13 protein-coding genes are annotated in these 17,555 nt (G+C 40.5%); 3 read left to right on the top strand and 10 right to left on the bottom strand.

The window, feature by feature from the left end:
* The first annotated feature begins 37 nt into the window (after nucleotides 1-37).
* Together DV942_RS03915 and DV942_RS03910 are read left to right on the top strand one after the other, a co-directional pair.
* A complete protein-coding gene (locus tag DV942_RS03915) occupies nucleotides 38-1,009 on the top strand; it encodes an ABC transporter ATP-binding protein (protein WP_145855442.1) in 972 nt (323 codons plus the stop codon).
* The gene (locus DV942_RS03910) at nucleotides 996-2,009 is read left to right on the top strand and encodes an ABC transporter permease (protein WP_145855440.1); all 1,014 of its coding nucleotides are present in this window, start codon (nucleotides 996-998) and stop codon (nucleotides 2,007-2,009) included. The genes DV942_RS03915 and DV942_RS03910 overlap by 14 nt, the downstream gene beginning before the upstream one ends.
* A 222-nt stretch (nucleotides 2,010-2,231) precedes the next feature.
* Here DV942_RS03910 and DV942_RS03905 read toward each other — a convergent pair whose 3' ends face one another.
* From DV942_RS03905 to DV942_RS03860, 10 genes are all read right to left on the bottom strand, one after another.
* Nucleotides 2,232-2,792, bottom strand: coding sequence for a hypothetical protein (locus tag DV942_RS03905; RefSeq protein ID WP_145855438.1), 561 nt, complete (start codon nucleotides 2,790-2,792; stop codon nucleotides 2,232-2,234).
* A gap of 42 nt (nucleotides 2,793-2,834) precedes the next feature.
* Nucleotides 2,835-3,104 (bottom strand): hypothetical protein, encoded by a 270-nt coding sequence (locus DV942_RS03900; RefSeq protein ID WP_145855435.1) that lies wholly within the window; start codon nucleotides 3,102-3,104, stop codon nucleotides 2,835-2,837.
* Nucleotides 3,105-3,217: 113 nt separating this feature from the next.
* Entirely contained in the window at nucleotides 3,218-3,397 is a 180-nt protein-coding gene (locus DV942_RS03895) for a hypothetical protein (RefSeq protein ID WP_145855433.1), read from the bottom strand.
* A gap of 117 nt (nucleotides 3,398-3,514) precedes the next feature.
* Nucleotides 3,515-5,791 carry a GH92 family glycosyl hydrolase gene (locus DV942_RS03890; RefSeq protein WP_145855431.1) on the bottom strand — a complete coding sequence of 759 codons (2,277 nt, stop codon included), beginning with the start codon at nucleotides 5,789-5,791 and terminating at the stop codon, nucleotides 3,515-3,517.
* A gap of 59 nt (nucleotides 5,792-5,850) precedes the next feature.
* Nucleotides 5,851-8,076, bottom strand: a complete 2,226-nt coding sequence (locus tag DV942_RS03885) for an alpha-N-acetylglucosaminidase (protein ID WP_145855429.1) — start codon at nucleotides 8,074-8,076, stop codon at nucleotides 5,851-5,853.
* A 1-nt stretch (nucleotide 8,077) separates the two neighbouring features.
* A complete protein-coding gene (locus DV942_RS03880; protein ID WP_145855427.1) occupies nucleotides 8,078-9,304 on the bottom strand; it encodes an acyltransferase family protein in 1,227 nt (408 codons plus the stop codon).
* 7 nt (nucleotides 9,305-9,311) lie between these two features.
* A complete protein-coding gene (locus DV942_RS03875; protein ID WP_145855425.1) occupies nucleotides 9,312-10,295 on the bottom strand; it encodes a purple acid phosphatase family protein in 984 nt (327 codons plus the stop codon).
* Nucleotides 10,296-10,386: 91 nt separating this feature from the next.
* Nucleotides 10,387-11,985: a RagB/SusD family nutrient uptake outer membrane protein gene (locus DV942_RS03870; RefSeq protein ID WP_145855423.1), complete on the bottom strand. Its 1,599-nt coding sequence runs from the start codon at nucleotides 11,983-11,985 to the stop codon at nucleotides 10,387-10,389.
* An 11-nt stretch (nucleotides 11,986-11,996) separates the two neighbouring features.
* Entirely contained in the window at nucleotides 11,997-15,041 is a 3,045-nt protein-coding gene (locus tag DV942_RS03865; protein WP_145855421.1) for a SusC/RagA family TonB-linked outer membrane protein, read from the bottom strand.
* A 61-nt stretch (nucleotides 15,042-15,102) separates the two neighbouring features.
* The gene (locus tag DV942_RS03860) at nucleotides 15,103-15,990 is read right to left on the bottom strand and encodes an inositol oxygenase family protein (RefSeq protein WP_145855419.1); all 888 of its coding nucleotides are present in this window, start codon (nucleotides 15,988-15,990) and stop codon (nucleotides 15,103-15,105) included.
* Between the two features lie 478 nt (nucleotides 15,991-16,468).
* Here DV942_RS03860 and DV942_RS03855 point away from each other — a divergent pair, with 478 nt between their 5' ends.
* Nucleotides 16,469-17,476 (top strand): LacI family DNA-binding transcriptional regulator, encoded by a 1,008-nt coding sequence (locus DV942_RS03855; RefSeq protein ID WP_134203832.1) that lies wholly within the window; start codon nucleotides 16,469-16,471, stop codon nucleotides 17,474-17,476.
* Nucleotides 17,477-17,555 lie beyond the last annotated feature (79 nt).

Raw genomic sequence — 17,555 nt, 5'->3', positions numbered from 1 at the left:
CACTTTTTCGAGAACCTTAAAACCTTCAACCAGAAAGATGGAAGCCATCATAGATTTAAAGAACCTATGCAAAAGTTATGGTTCTTATGTTGCCGTTGATCAGCTTAACCTGAAGATTCCGCATGGCGAAATATTTGGCTTACTGGGCCCAAACGGTGCAGGTAAGACCACCAGTATACTCATGATGCTTGGCCTGACGGAGCCAGATAGCGGTTCGGCCATTATTTGCGGTCATAACGCCACAAGAGATCCGATTAAAGTTAAACGGGTGGTAGGTTATATGCCTGATAATCTGGGATTTTACCCTCAGCTAACAGGGCTTGAAAACCTGGTGTTTATGGCAAGGCTTAATGGACTGGCCGAAACGGGAATAAAGGAAAATGCCCGCAAAATTTTGGAATTGGTGGGGCTGAAAGCTGCTTCAGATAAGCCTGCTTCCAGTTATTCACGTGGTATGAAACAACGGTTGGGCCTGGCCGAAGTACTGATCAAAAAACCGAAACTGATCATTTTGGACGAGCCTACTTTAGGCCTGGACCCCAGTGGGGTAAAAGAATTTCTTGAACTGATCAAATCTCTTCAGCGGGAACAAGGTTTGACGGTGTTGCTTTCGTCGCACCATCTTCACCATGTTCAGCAGGTTTGTGATAGGGTAGGTATATTCGTGGATGGAAAGTTGCTTGCTACCGGCGATTTACCCACACTTTCCCACCAGCTCTTTGGAAACACAGGAGTAGAAACCAGCATTCATTTAACCGAAGAACTGGCGGATCCTGCAATATGGAAAGCTGAATTCAGCACTTTTCCGGAGATTAATGGATTGATCGTTAATGATAGGATTCTGCAATTTAATACCACTCAGGATATCACCCCAAAAATTGTTCGAAGGCTGGTTGAACTGGGTGCAAATATCCAGGCCATAAGCCACAAACAATATGGACTGGATGAGATCTACGCGAAATATTTTGAAAAAAATACAAATTTAACCCCAAAGCATGAAAGCGCTTAGCGAAAGCCATTATTGGGCAACAAACAAAAAAAAATCAAAGGAAACTGACCAGCTCAGTCCCTTTAAAGTGCTGGTAAGAAAAGAAGTTTCAGATCACGTGCACAGCTGGCGTTTTATCCTGCTGCTTGCCTTGGTGTTGCTCACCTTCTTTGCCTCTATGTATATTTCCATGTCCAACATTCGGGCATCATTTAATAATGTCAATGATCCTGACCATGCATTTTTATACCTTAAACTGCTCAGTGCAACCGATGGATCGATGCCGCCTTTTCATATCCTGATGAGTTTTTTAGCACCACTGCTTGGCATCACGATGGGCTTTGATGCCATTAATTCGGAACAGAACAGCGGCTCCTTAACCAGGTTGTTGGCACAGCCTGTATACCGCGACAATATCCTTCTTGCGAAATTTTACAGCGCAATGCTGATCATCTCAACATTATTTATTTCCCTTACATTGCTGATGATTGGTGGAGGACTTTTCTTTACCGGGGTAAGGATTGAATCTCAGGAGTTCCTGAGAATTATTGGTTTTTCCGTACTAACAATTGTTTATGTAGGCTTTTATTTAAGCCTGTCTATCATGCTATCGGTTGCTTTTCGCCATGCGTCTACTTCAGCCTTAACCGCACTGGGGATTTGGTTGTTTTTTACCGTATTTTACCCGATTCTGGTTAATCTGGCAATCAGGGCTTTTTTGCCTGATGCAGCTTATTTAACGCAAGGCGAAAAATTGGCCTATAATGAATTGATTATGGATATTATGCGTGTTGCGCCCGGCCAGTTGTATAGTGATGGTGCAACCACCATGCTGATGCCATCCATCAGAAGCCTTGGCCCAATGAGTATGGAACAGCTTTCTGGTGCTATTCCTTCGCCGCTTCCTTTACGGGAGAGCCTGATCATTGTGTGGCCACAACTTACCGGACTTTTGGCAGGCAGCATTGCTTTTTTTGCCCTTTCCTATTATCTTTTCATGCGTAGAGAGATCAGAAGTTAATAATCGACTTTGTGCTAGCCAGATAAAGATAAAGGGTGCCTTTTACAGAAAAGAAAGGCAAACCCATTTAAACCGGTTGTTTAATTATCAGATCAGCTCGAGACCTGCAGAAATTAAGGTATCCTGACCAGAAGTGTATAGCGTTTCAAGGCAGGGGCTTCGACGTTGTTCCAGGGTGTTTCAATACGTCCGAAGCCCTTGCCTGGCCATATGAGCCTTAAATCAACATGACAAGGTACGTTCAAAATAGATGATATGGTTATCAAAGATACCTTGGTAAGGATTTCCCTCAGCCTGGAAACCATTGGCTATCAGAAATCGCTGACTGCTGGGTGTTGCTGTGGTAGAAAAGATAATGCCCTGGTGATTACTGATTTTTTGGAGTAACATCCGTTTTAATGTACTACTGATTCCTTTCTTACGGACCGATTCGATGGTGAATGAATAACCCATTTCTAAAAAGGGTTTTTCTGTTGCTGGAGTAATCCCTGCTTTTTTATGTACCTCCTGAAGATAAGACAGGCCAGGCCGTTTAATGGCTGAAATGCCAGCCAATTTTTTGCCATGATAGCAAAATGCGAGAAACGCCGCGTTAAAGATTTTTGCAGGTAAATCAATGGTCGAAACCTTATTTCCCATTTTTAGCAGTAAATAGAAGTGATGGAGCTGAAGCATCGTACAATCGCAGGGCCTTTTGATTTCAAAATGGCAGTTGCTGAGAAAATTCAGCTGATCATACTGGTATTGATGAAATACCAGGTCAGTAGATATATTTTGGTCCATCAGATAAAGTTAGGTTAAGATAAATTTGCCGCTTAAAACGGATTATTTTTTCCCGATGCTTAACGATGTACGTAAAGGACCTGGTAAGGCAAGCATTTCACATACTTTATCGTTCCAATCGATCAGCGCATCCTCCGGCGAGGTGCCGAGACCGGAAACATCGTGTTCTCCTTCAAAAGATAATACGGCATAAAAACAATCACCATCCTGATATACGGAGGGCCTAAACTGCGTTACAAAGGTGGGTAACCTGTATCTGTTATAATCAAAATCGACCAGTTTACCTGGGATATTTCGAACCTGCTGTTTCATAACCTGGTATTTTACTAAAACATTAATGTTTACCGGTTTTTGATGGTAAACGAGCGTATAGATAAATTAAGTAAGCAATGTTGCCTTAAGGTTATCAGGTTGTTTTTTGTTTGTTAAATGTTGGCAGGAGTAATGATCAGAAAAGATAAATTTTCGGCCGCATTAATCTTTTTGGCATCTGTACAGTCGAATGTAGTTAATATGGCACTAACAATGAATCTTGGAAAGAAAAAATCAGATGCATCAGATAAAACCGGCGAAGAACCGGAAAAAAATAACTTTCCTGTATCCATGATAATTTTTATCCTTGTACTTAGCGCCCTGCTAATGACCCTGGTCTTATTTAAAGTTTAATATAAATGTTGATTGGAATAGATAACTGAGTCTCTATTAAGATGAATTTAGATGATCTAGCGCTTAATGGGTTCGTCTTGAAGGTAAAAGATCAATTCTCCGCCATGAACCAAAGATTTATGTGTAATTTGGTTTTTGGTTAAACTTTTCCCGTTTAAAGTGATTTTAGAACTGTAAATAGATTTTTTACCTTTTCTAATAGTGGTTATGGTTAATTTTTTACCATTGGTTAAAGAGATTACCGCTTGTTTAAACAAAGGACTGGTAAGTTGGTAATTTCCGGAAACAGGATCTACCGGATAAAAACCCAGCGCAGCAAATACATACCATGCAGACATTTGTCCGGCATCATCATTACCACTTAAACCGCCGGAACCTTCACTGTATTCTTCTGCTAAAATGCGCGATACCTGCAGCTGGGTTTTCCATGGAGAATGGGTGTAATTATACAAAAAAGGAGTCTGATGGCCAGGTTCGTTGCCATGCCAATACTCCTTTTTAGCAAACAGCGAATCGAGTTTGTTTTCCAGTTTTTTTTCTCCGCCCATCAGCTTAATCAGTCCGGGTATGTCGTGCGGAACGTAAAAGGTGTATTGCCTTGGGGTTCCCTCTGTAATATAGGGTTCGCGGTGATCGGGATAAAAAGGTGTGTACCAGTTGCCATCGGCAAACCTGCCCTTCACCATTCCTTCCTGTTGATCGAATACGTTTTTGTAATTTAGAGCCCTTTTCTTCAGTTGTTTATAATCTGATTCTTTACCCAGATCTTTCGCTACAGTAGCCAAAGCATAATCATCATAGGCATACTCAAGCGTTCTGCTCACTTGTTCTCTTTTATGAAAGGCATCCGGAATACTATCCTCCATCGGGATATAACCATATTTAAGGTAACTGTTAATGCCCCTGCGACCTTTGCCGTTAAGATACTGAGCCGAGTCGGGCATTTGAAATGCATTTTGGCGCATCAATCTGTAGGCTTCTTTTACATCGTAACCCCTGATCCCCTTGTTATATGCTGAGGCCAGAAAAGCGGTAGCGTGGTCGCCAATCATAGCTGCAGTATAATTATTCCAGCAGGGAAAAATAGGCAGCCAACCGCCTTGTTGCCCTTTTAGCACCAATGAATTTGCAAAATCATTAGCCAGATCGGGTTTTAAAAGTTCTACAAGTGGCAATTGGGCCCGGTAAATATCCCACATCGAAAAATCATCGTAGTAATTACCCTGTTTTAATCTTTTTTTGGTGTAATTGCCTGCAAATTGTGGATATCCACCATCCACATCGTTAAATAATCGGGGGTGCTGTTGTGCATGGTAAAGTGCAGTGTAGAAAATACGCTTATTTTTTTCACTGGCATCACTAACCTTAATCTGGCCAAGCGATCGCTCCCAAACCTGATTGGTTTCAGACACAATCGTTGCTAAACCAGCACTATTCATTTCGGTTTCGAGGTTAAGTTTTGCTGCCGCTATACTGGTAAAGGAGGTACCGGCGTAAATACTAATGCTTTCTCCTTTTTGTAGCTTAAAGCCCAGATAGGCACCCAGGTCTTTCTGGTTTTCGACGGATTGATCTGCGGAGACACTGGCACCACTAAACACACCACTTGTTGTAAAAACTTTGCTGATGCGGATAAAAAAATAGCCGCTAAAGCCAGCAGGCTGTCCCCATCCCTGGTAAATGCGATGCACAGGATTGTAGCCCGAAATTTCACCTTTCTGGCGGTCAATTTTGATATAACCTTTGGCCTGGTCGCTGTTTGGAGTAATTAACAAGTAAACACTATCTGTCTTTAAGGCGGTAACTTTGATTAGGCCACAACGCAAGGTCGCGGTAGCCTCAGCAAGCAGTTTATAGCCTGGTAAACTGGTTTTATAATAGGAGGGTGTAGCAACCTCACCGGTATGGGTATAATCTGCAGCATAATCTGTAACGCTGGTTCTCAGTTTTCCGGAGATGGGCATGATGGTAAAGCTGCCATAATCTTGTGTACACGAGCCGCTGATCCAGTGACTGGCCCTGATGCCATAAAATTTTTTATTGTTATAGTAATAGGGAGCCAGGCATTTTTTTTCAGAAAGCTGGGTTTGCGGGGTCCACTGCGTCATGCTAAAAGGTGGTGCTACTGCGGGTATGGTATTGGCCAGCCTTTCTGTTTTATCTTCTATATGCTGACTGGCAAGTGTGGTACTGGCGGAAGTGCCTGAAAATGGCTGCACATATTTGATAAATGTGTTGCTTTGTGCATGCCCCTGAATGATTAATCCATATAAAAAACAAAATACTAATAATAAAACCCTAAGAAACAGTTTGTTATTTGCGTTTTTTTGCATTTTGTTTTTTATATGGATATGGGATTTATTTATTAAACTTAAATATGGTTATTATAGCTTTATTTATGGTTTCTTAGGCTGATGGGCTTCGCCAATAACTTACGATATTTTTTATGCAAATCAGTTGCAGTATTAACTGGATTTCCCACTGGATTTAAGGCATAATCTTTTCTTTGATTTACCCATTTCCATTCCCATTTGCTTACCTCATCGTTAAATTTAGTCATGTCGAGCTCGGTTTTATTTGTAATAGACGCTTCCAGTCTGCTGAAAAACATTTCCCATCTTGGTTTATAAAAATCATTCATTAGCCCGCTCCACTGTCTGCATGCATACTCGTTTAGGGGATTTTTGGCATCACCCCACAAAGTAATTAAATCCTTTGCATTCATTTCATATAAGGCTCTTTCCTCTTCACTGGTACCCTGTTTACGGGCATCATTTACCCATGGACCAAGCATGAAATCTTTCCGCGTAGCCAGCAATTTGTCCATGTCTCCGATCAAAGTGATAAACTCTTTACGCGCTGTTTGAAAAGCTTTTAGGTTTTTACTTCGGTAAGCTTCCACCACTTTTCTCTGTAACGGAAGTGCATAATTGGCCAGTACCTGTCTGGTCACATCAACAAGGTCATATTGATAACCATCACTTTGTCTGCAATCTGCTGCTGCGTTAATCAGTTCATCCCAGGCAGGCAGTAAATCGCGTTCGTGATAGTTTAATGTCGTTCTGGCCCAGCGAGTCATAGAATCCAGTGTTGGCCGGCCTTGTATAATAGACTCCGCACCATCTCTCACATACTGATCAGTTGGTACACTATAAACCGTTTTTCTAAGTATTTTCCAGGCTTTTAAAGCGTTTGCATTTCTTTTTCCGTAACGGTTAAAAACGTATTGAGGTAACCATGTTTCAAGATCGATTGGTGTAGAACGCCAAACGTTTTCCATCATCAACTCGTACATTACCGGATTTTGTTCTATGCCTTCCATAGTCAGCCCTATACCATTCATTTTGCCGCTTTTCGGATCTTTTAGCGCCTGTGCGGGTGCTGTGGCTACCACATCCATTCTTCCAAATAAATTGGTGTTCCCGCCAAAGTTGTTCAGCATATTCCAAATCCATGGCTTCCCATAAAAACCTTCTGTACGTTTCCAAACAGGTTCAATTTCTGTAGCTAAATCTAATAAAATCATCCTGTCATTCGGAACAGCCTTTAACAGCGCTTCGGTTTGTGCCTCTTTCCAGAATTTTCTGTCGCTGTAAAACAACCAGCCTTGCATCACCCAAATGGCTTTAGGATCAGCCTGCGACATGCCATCATAAATCCTGGCGCTTAACTTACTCAAAAACTCCGGTTCCGAAGAGGGTGGTTCGTTTTCATTAAAGGTATCTGCAGAATACAGATGGTCTGTGCCAAGCATTTCAGTTTGCTTTTGTAAAAACTTCTTTCCGATCTCAGCAAACATTGGATCTTCCGAATCAAGTATATAAGTATCTGCAAAACCATTGGTCCAGTTTGTGGCTTTTAGTTTAGCATTCGGAAATTTGTTTTTAAATGCTGCGGGTACGTGTCCGGTAAAGGCCGGAAGTACAGGTTTCATGCCAAGTGCTCGTTCACGGTTCAAAATCTTCTTTTGCAATTCGAAATGGCTTTTCATCCAGCTTATTGGAAGCGGACCACCCCAGCCGTCAATATTACCCATCCAAAACCACGAGAAATAAGCCGGTCCGGTGAAAAAACCTTTAAGTTCATCGTCTGAAAAGCCCATTTCTTTGTATAAAAGGTACCAGGTATATTCTTCGCCGGTAATGGCAAGGGGCATGTTAATACCATGTAATGCCATCCAGTCAATCTCTTTTTCCCAACGCGCCCAGTCCCACCAGCTCATGCTGTAATTAAACGTACAATAATTTAGATAATACCGATATTCGTATGGCGTTTCTTTCCTGACTTTTTTTTCAGGCTTAGGCAAGGTTTGTGGAACATTGAGGTTAGTGCCGTTCCAGGTAATCTGGCAGTGTGCATAGTCGGTTAAATATTGATAAAAAGCCGAAGCCAGAGCAACACCATTGTTTCCGCGAAGAATGATTTTATTGTTTTTGGATTCTATCTCGAAAACATCTTTCCCTTTAACAGCAGGAAGACTTTCTGTGGAGAAAGATTTTGCATATCTTGGCAATACCCGTTCTATGAGTTGGTTTGAAGTATTTAAAAAATCCTGCGCAAGTGCCCGGTTAATAAACAAGGAAACAAGTACAACTGAAAAGTATAATTTTAATTTCATATCAAATTTTTAAGAACCACTTTTTATCGTAGAAGAACTTCAATAAAAACAGTTGAATCAATAACACACCCGTCCATAAAGCGGCTTCGTGCCATAGGGCCGGGATGAGTTTTATTAAACCACCAAATAAGAAAGCAGACGATGATTCAAAGTTGAAAAGTCCGTGTGCACAAACATAAATTAGAATACTGTTGGTTCCAAACCATATAAACGGAATACTCCATCTGGAATAGGAGCAGATATCAATAATGTAATAAAACAGGGCGAAGAGTATTATACTCCAGCCTCCTGCAAATAAAACGAACGAGCTGGTCCACATGGTTTTATTGATGGGGAAGACGAAGCTCCATAACAAACCAAGTCCAATGCTCAGCAATCCGCTGCCAGCTAAAGCAGCAACTTTCTGGTTGGGTGTAAAGTTAAATCTGGTCGATTTGATGAAAGCTCCGGTAAAAATGCCCAGCATTGCCGAACAAATGGCGGGTATTGTGCTTAGTAAGCCTTCAGGATCGTAAATGATTCGATGAAGTTTACCAGGCAGACATAGCCTGTCAAAATAAGCAGAAAGGTTTCCTTCCGGCGTAAAAACCCCATGCCCGAAATGCGGAACAGGCACAGATGCCATCAACAGATAATATCCTGTAAGGATTGCCACAAACCAAACAATCATTCCTCTGATAGAACAATTTAAATAAATGATCGCTGCAAAAAATGTAGCTAAAGCTATCCGACCCAATACGCTTGCAAAGCGGGTATTGTCATATCCGTTAAATTTTAATAGTCCATTTACAACAAAACCCAAAATGATGAGTATCAGCGTTCTCTTGATTAGCGGAAAATATATTTTTAGTGATGAATGCCTGTTTTTTTCTCTTTCAGCAAAATATTTTTGATAGGAGTAAGGCATGGATACTCCGGAAATAAATATGAACAAAGGGAAGATCAGATCATAAAACGTAAAACCGTTCCATGGAGAATGGTGCAGCTGATTGCTGATTCCAATAAAAAATTTTTCAAAGAAAGATAAGCTGTCATTTGTAGAAATGGTCCAGTCTGTAGGATTTCTTTTTAAAGCATGCTCGTTCATGATCCCAGTGGCAAGGCCATGGAATATCCCTTCACCACTCACAATCCAAAACATGTCGAAACCCCGTAAAGCATCCAGAGAAATTAATCTTTTGGGCTTTTCTACCTTTTCGTCAATGTTTTTTGTTTCAATAGCTGTCATGAAAGTGTTACTTCTTGATTAAAGTGTTATAAATAACATCACCTTCATCGTTAATTACCTGCACGCGTAACTGGTCTTTATTTACTGAAAATAACATAAAGCCATATTCTGATGCAACCATTTGTGCTTCCGGTATGAGTTTAACAGGTGTCTTCTCTGATGCACCTCCGGAAATGAAATGATGGGTTTTACCTGCTGGCTTAAGATATTGTAAACTGTGTTCGTGGCCGGTTAAATAAACATCAACACCGTATTGATCAAGTATGGGTTTCAATGTGCTTCTGATCGCTTTGGTATCATAACCATCTGTACGGCTACCGCCTGTAAACATGGGGTGATGACCTACAACAATTTTCCACTTAATTGACGGATCTTGATCAGCAAGGGTTTTAACCAACCATTTTTTTTGGCCTGTGGTGTCTTGCCCTTTAACGTTTGGACCATACTCTGCGTTTTTATAAAACTCAGGTATGAGCGGATTTGTATCAATAAATGCGATCAACACCTGATTATTTACATCTCCGTTGATGGGAAACTTCTTTGAATAATAACGGGCCGGCATTTTCCATCTTCTGCTTATTTTCGAATATTCTACCTGCGCATTAGGATTGGATTTGTAATCATGGTTTCCTAAAACTACATACCAATCCCATTGTAAAGAAAAGTCAGTATAGATATCTTCATAAGAATATTTAAATGATGGATCTTGGGGACTGATTACACCACTAGGGTAGAAGTTATCGCCAGTAGAAATGATAAACTGTGCTTTAACATCAGCGGCGGTAATGCCCATTTGTTTTGCAACCGGTTTCTGATGGTCAGCGCCATTTCGTCCCCAATCGCCTAATGCCAGAAACTGCAATGCGCCGGGGTCTTTGACTAAGGTTTTACTGGCAGCAACGGCTTCAGCCGGGTTTTTAGTAATGATTTGGGCATAGAGCGTACTGACAGAGAGAAGCGGAATAAAAAAAAGTAGTCGTTTGATCATCATTTTGAATGTAGTTGCAAAGAAAGACAATGAAGTGTTAAAATAAAAATTTCTCCAGACGGATCGTCTGGAGAAATTTTACCTAAAGCTGGATTTAATTATAGCCCGGGTTTTGTTTCAATTTTGGATTGAGAATCAGCGCCGAGGCCGGAATAGGCATCAATCGATGGAAAAGTTGCGCATCTGTTTTAAAACCCCATGTTCCTTCATATTTTCCAAAGCGAATCATATCGTTGCGGTGCCAGCATTCCCAGGCCATTTCTCTGCAGCGTTCTTTATATAAATCTTCTAAAGTAACTGAAGTCCATGCTGGTGAAGTGGTACGCACTGCTCTTAATTGATTCACTAATGATAATGCCGTTTGACCTTGCGTAGGTGTAGCTCCGCGAAGGATCGCTTCTGCTTTCATCAATAAAATATCTGAGTATCTGAAAACCGGCACGTCATTGTTTTGATTTCTGCTTGATGAGGTACTATCGCAATAAAATTTATTGTTTCTGTAGCCCATGTTCCAGGCAATTTCATCGTTTCCGGCGTCAAAAGGTCTTGATGCATCTCTCAGGGTAACATTTGGCGTAATATCTACCTGATAGGTGAGTGCTGCAGAACCATCAGAGCCTGAATAAAATTGATCGTATCCTTTTTTGGTAGTTGCGACTGTTACGGGCGAGCCATCATAATAAGTCTGCAACCCTTTGATCCATTGTGCATTCCTTTTATCATTAGGATCATTGAAATTTGCATAATACTCCGGCAAAGTACTCATTGGTGCACTTGGCGTAAATTTTAAGCTATATTTTTTCTGTAAAGAACGCGGTAGAGAGTAACGGGAATAAATCATGGTACCATTACTGAAACCCGGATCGAAAGGAATGGCAAAAATAAATTCCTTGATTTGTGGTCCGTTATCAATGAAGAACATCTTTCTGTAATCGCTTTCCAAACTATAAGGAGATCCTGAGGCACCAATAATCGCATCGCATGCCGCTACCGCATCGTTATAACGTTGAGTCCCGGTATATACTTCGGCATTTAAGTACATTTTAGCCAAAATTGCATAGGCCGTATATTTATTTGGGCGGCCATAGGTTGCTGCTCCTGTAGCACTGCTTAAGTTCGGCAATACCTCTTTAAGTTCGGCTTCAATAAAGTTAAAAACTTCCAGGCGCGATTTGGTTTCTGGCGGCGTTGTTTGTCCGAAAGTGGTTACAATAGGTATATTTCCCCATAAGTCCATCATCATAAAAAATGCCAGGGCCCTGGTTGCCCGTACTTCGGCTACGGCTACTGTTTTTCCCGGTGATTCTGGTGCATCTTTCAGTAAAAACAAGCTCTGGTTGGCTTTACTGATGGTTGCAGAAAGCCATCCCCAACCGCTACCCACATGTCCGTTGTCTTTATTCCAGGTGTGTTTATGGTGGTTTTCAAATACCCCTCCATCATACCAGTTTCCACCACGTGCCGGCATAATGGCTTCATCAGTACTCAACGACTGCATAAAGAAGTAATCGGTACTCCAGTTTTGGCGCAGTTGTACATATACCTGACCAGTTAGCTGTATGAAGTGTTGGTCTGTTTGAGGAAATGTTTCAGGAGTTAGCTGTGTTTCCACTTTTAAATCCAGTTTATGGCAGGAAGTTAATACGCATAGCGATAAAGCTGTTCCTGCAATATATTTGATAAGATTTTTCATCTTCTTAATTTTTAATTAAATGATACGTTTAAACCAAATAAGAAAGTTCTGGTTTTAGGATAAAAGTTATTGGTATCTACACCCGGAGCAGTACCACCCTGGTTAATCTCAGGATCTATTCCTTTGTAACCAGTAATCACAAACAGGTTATTTGCTGTGGTATATAACCGAAGAGAACTTATACCAGGGATAAGCCCCTTTTTGAACGTGTAGCCAAGTGTAGCATTATCTAAACGCAGGTAACTCGCATTCTCCAAGAATCTGCTCGAATATTTATAGGAGTTGAAATCAGCTACTGATTCATTTTCAACTTCTACCGGTATATTGGTAAACTGTGCAGTACTCGGGCGGAATAAATCTGCACGGGTAACGTTCATGATTTTAACACCCACTACTGCTCTCATAAATACGCTCAAATCAAAATTCTTGTATCTCACATTGTTTGTCCAACCTAACAAAGCTTTCGGTTGTGCATTACCAAGAATATAATAATCGGTTTTATTAAGCAATCCCTGTGTTTTAATATTACCAGCAGCATCATAATATTGCGATACGCCATTGGCATCTTTACCAGCATATTTAAAGGTGAAAAAAGTACCAATCGGCTCTCCTGGTTTAAGTATTTGCAATGTTGCACCACTCTGTCCGGCTCCATCAGGAGAAACCGTAAGGCGGTCTTCGATATTAAATCTGCTGTCATCTGACAAGCTGATCACTTTATTGCGGTTATGTGCCAGGTTGAACCCGGTTGTCCATGTAAAATTGTCGGTGCTTACTGGCGTACCGTTTAAAACCAATTCGATACCTTTATTGCTCAAACTACCAACGTTCGCCGTATAGGCACCCGCTGGATATAGATTGTTATCTACGCCAAATGTCAGAATCAAATCGGTTGTTTTTTTATCGTACAGGTCAACAGAACCCGATAATCTGCCGTTGAAAAGTCCGAAATCTAAACCGATATTGGTTGTAGCAGTTTTTTCCCATCTTAAATCAGGGTTTTCATTTTGGATGGCGCCATAAGCACCTTCTCTTGGCGAACCGTTATAATAAAACTGCCCAACCTGACCATAAATAAGTTTAGTAGTTAACGGGGCAAAGCCAAGTGAGTTACCCGCTATACCATAACTACCTCTTAATTTAAGGGTTTTGATTACGCCAACGTTTTTAAAGAAGTTTTCCTGATCAATGTTCCAGGCTGCACCTACAGATGGGAAATAGCCCCATTTTTCATTGGTACCAAATACATTTGATCCGTCTCTTCTGATTGATCCCTGTAAAAGGTATTTATTTTTGTAGTTATAATTTACCCTCGCAAAATCAGAGATCATCAGAATTTCCTGATACGTTACGCCTGGATTAAAATCAACCCTGAAGTCGGTTACCGCATAAGGGTTTCCCAAACTTAAGTTGTTGTAGCTAACCTGGTTAATCGGAAAATTGGTAGAGGTAGCCTGAAAGCCATCATTATTTAATGATTGCTGATAAGAATAACCCACCACGGCATTGATATCATGATCGCCAAATTTTTTGTTCCAGGTTAAATAGGTTTCAACAATTTTATTGGTGTTTTGATAAGCATTTCTTACGGCCAGACCATCTTTACCCACTAAGGTTACGAAGCTTGGTGTTGCTGGTGGCTCAGGCGTATTGCGCACATTGTTGTATCTGGAAGTATAAATGCTGTTGTAAAATGCACCGTAAACATTTTGGCTATTCTGATAGGAAGCAGAAACATCATAAGAGAAACCGAATGGTAATTTCAGGTTAACGGTTAAATTACCTAAGATATTTTTATTCTTCAGATTTTCTGTACCGTTTTCAAGCATCGAAACCGGATTGTAGTAGCTGGTTTGAATAAGGTTATCAAAATAAGACCCGTCCGGGTTTTTTACCGGCGATGTTGGCAGATAAGTGAGCATTTGCGACAATACCGTATTGCGATAAGGAACCAGGTTAGCATTACTTACCGAGTTGCTGATGTTCAATCCAATCTTCAACTTATCGTTTAAAGCTTTTTGTTCAATGCCAATACGACCGATAAATCTGTTTAAGTCGCTTGTTTTTATAATACCATCTTGCTTGAAATAGTTTAAGCTTGCATTATAGGTCGTTTTTTCAGTTCCTCCGCTAAGCGATACATTATGGTTGTATGACAAGGCATCGGTACGTTGTACCTCATTCTGCCAGTTGGTGTTGGCACCTTTATCATTGGCTGGCGTAAGGGCAGTATTGGTTTTCGCTAAAAATGCCTTTAATTGATCAGCATCCATCATGTCGTATCGATTCGATACATTTTCTACACCAAAGTAGCCATTATAGCTAATTTGTGTTGCGCCTGCTACTCCTCGTTTAGTAGTAACCATAATTACGCCATTCGCCGCCCTGTTACCATAAATTGATGCAGCAGCAGCATCTTTTAACACATCAATGGAAGCAATGTCATCTGGTGCTAAAATCGAAATATCGGCACCAACAACACCATCAATTACAAAGAGCGGCGATTGCGCACCATCACGTAAGGTAGAGGCACCACGCATGATGATGGCTGCGTTACGGTTTGGATCACCACTTCTGGTAATATTTAATCCAGGTACCTTTCCTTGCAGCATCTGGCCTACATCACTAATGGCTCCTTTATTCAGATCTTCACCTTTAACCGTAGAAATGGAACTGGTTAATGCTTTTCTCGAGCTTTTTCCGTAACCTACAACCACTACATCCGTAAGTGATGAAGCTGCTTCACTAATAACCACCTGGTAGGTAGAGGCATTGGTTACGGTAAGTTCTTTTGTTTGATAGCCTAAAAAGCTAAAGAGGATTTTATCGCCTGTTTTTGCGGTGATGCTAAATGAACCACCAGCGCCTGTTGAGGTAACTTTTGTTGTGCCCTTTACCGTTACAGAGGCCCCTACAATAGGCAGTTTGGCATCGTCAATTAAATTTCCAGAAATTTTTCGGTCAGTTTGCGCATAAGCAGTGTTGAACGCCTGGCTGAGGAGTAAAAGCAGCATAAACAGGCCGCTATACTTTAAGCGTGTACAGTTAAATCTCATAATTTTTGTAAAATTAGATTCATAAATTGTTTATTTGGTTATCAATGTTTGGAGATAGAATTTAAAATTTAATAGTGGCTGGCAAATACTTCGCCACCAATGCTTTGTAATAAGGTTCCAGTTCTGCCCAGCTTTTTTGATTGGGGTTTTTAGAATATAAATCGTACGGGTTAAACAGGTTAACCCACTTGAACATTTCATGGTCTTTTTCATTCATCAGGTGTTCGTAGGCATGCTCCCGGTGTTGCGAATAAAAAGAGTGGTAACGGAGCATGTATAATCCTGGTTCAGGCAGGTAGGGTTTCATCATGTGGTATACATATTCATCATGGCCCCATGACATGTCTACATTATCCAGTCCACAATTTTGGGTATAAACCCCTAATTTGGTCTGGTAAATTTCATTTTTGTAATCAGGATTCTCACTAAAAAATTCCGGATAAACAATTTTATCAGAATAAGCACAACCTACCGGGAAAGTATCGCCCACAACAGCCCATTGCGGTTCTCCGAATAAACAAAGTACTTTACCCATATCGTGGATTAAACCAACCAAAACCATCCAGTCCGGGTGGCCATCGTTCCTGATGGCTTCAGATGTTTGCAACAAGTGCTGCATCTGGTCTAAATCCGTATCAGGGTCAGAGTCATCCACCAGCTTGTTTAAAAAATCGAAGGCACTCCAGATCGGCATCTCTTTTTTATCAAACTTTAAGTAATCGGCTTTTTTCTGTTTTACAAAATCGTAGGTTTGATAGGTATGGTTAAGCCTGTAAAATTCTTTTACACTATCCTTTTCCGTTTCTTCGTAATTTCTAAACTGCTCTTCTTTTTTGTCAGCATTGATATTTTTCGGATCTGGATAGCGGGTCAGGATATCCTCTTCCCATTGATCAAGATTTTGCAACGGACTTTGATTATCCTTTGAAGATGCGCTCTGGTTTCTCATAAGGTTAGAAATTTATTTTTACGAAAATTTTGTTGGTTGTTGGGTTAAAGTTGAGTTTTTGCAAGCTGAAAATTTTATGTTTGGCCAACTTTATTTACTTAAACGATTACGTAAAATCTTATTTCAAACGTTTGATATTTTTGCAAGTATCTAAAAATCAAATGTTTATTATATTTTTGTTTGCCTATAGCGCAAGCATGCTTTTTTGAAGCATTTAGCGAAAAGCAAAAAAGAAAAAATGGACTTGATCGTGTGATTATTTTATATTTGCGTTTGTAGCCGGCGTATTTATTCATAAAAAAAATATCAGGTTGCTTAACCAGCAAACTTTTAAAAATCTACTTCAATGGTTGTATCGTATAATCAATGAGGTTATTGTTTTTAAGGTGCTGCTGGTAAAGAAAGGTGAGCGCTGCCGTCGCGATTTTATCGATAATGGTTATGCAAGCCTTAAAAACTAACAAAACAAATTAAAAACATGGCGGAAGCAGTTAATATTAAGCGGTTGGCTCAGGAGTTGAACATTTCTATCGCAACCGTTTCTAAGGCCCTCAACGACAGCTATGAAATTAGTTTAAAAACCAAAAACAGGGTATGGGATTTAGCCAGAGAACTGAATTATACCCCAAATCCGGCGGCGAGTAACCTCCGCAGTAATAAAACCAAAACTATCGCAGTAGTAATACCCTTTGTAGCCAATAATTTCTTCTCCCTATCGATCATGGGAATCGAAGAAATTGCAAGGCAGTATGGTTATCATGTGCTTATTTATCAAACCCATGAAAATATAGAGGCTGAAAAAGCATTTACCAATAGCTTGCTGAACGGAAGGGTAGATGGCATTCTGACATCTGTATCGAGCAGTGAAGATAATCGTGAATATTATGCCAATCTGGTCAAGAAAATTCCTTTGGTATTTTTCGATCGGGTTTACGAAGACCTGGATGCAGTTAAAGTAACTACTGATGATTACGAAATCGCTTATCAGGCCACTGAACATCTGATCGATTGTGGCTGTACCAAAATTGCCTATTTATTTGGCCTCGAAAACCTTCCGGCAGGCAAGGCAAGGTTTGCAGGGTATCTTGATGCCCTGAAAGCACACGGCATAGCGCCTTCAGCCGAACTTGTTGTCAACTATCTGGATGGAGAAGCACTTAACCTCGAACAAATAAAGAAATTGCTTGAAAAGTTCCAACCCGATGCACTCTTTTCATCAATTGAAGAATTTATTATTCCTGCTTATTGCGCCTGTAGAGAAGTAGGTTTGCAGATGCCGGATGATATTAAAATACTCAGTTTTTCTAATCTGAGTACAGCAAAGCTTTTAAGTCCTTCGCTTACCACCATTTCACAGCCTGCTTTTGAAATTGGGCGTGAAGCAGCGAAATGCCTCTTCAAAATCCTCCACAAAAAACAATTGGATGATGAACAGAATATTATCCTGAAATCGGTACTCATCAAGCGCGAATCTACGGGCTGTTAGCCGTGTGGTTTTAAATCGTTAAAGCCTGTAACGCGAAAACGTTTACGTAATTAAATAATTCAATAAAACATCCAACATT

Origin of the sequence: Pedobacter suwonensis, from assembly GCF_007833675.1 — a bacterium.
GTDB classification, from domain to species: Bacteria; Bacteroidota; Bacteroidia; order Sphingobacteriales; family Sphingobacteriaceae; genus Pedobacter; species Pedobacter suwonensis.
This window is presented reverse-complemented; position numbering and strand designations above follow the sequence as displayed.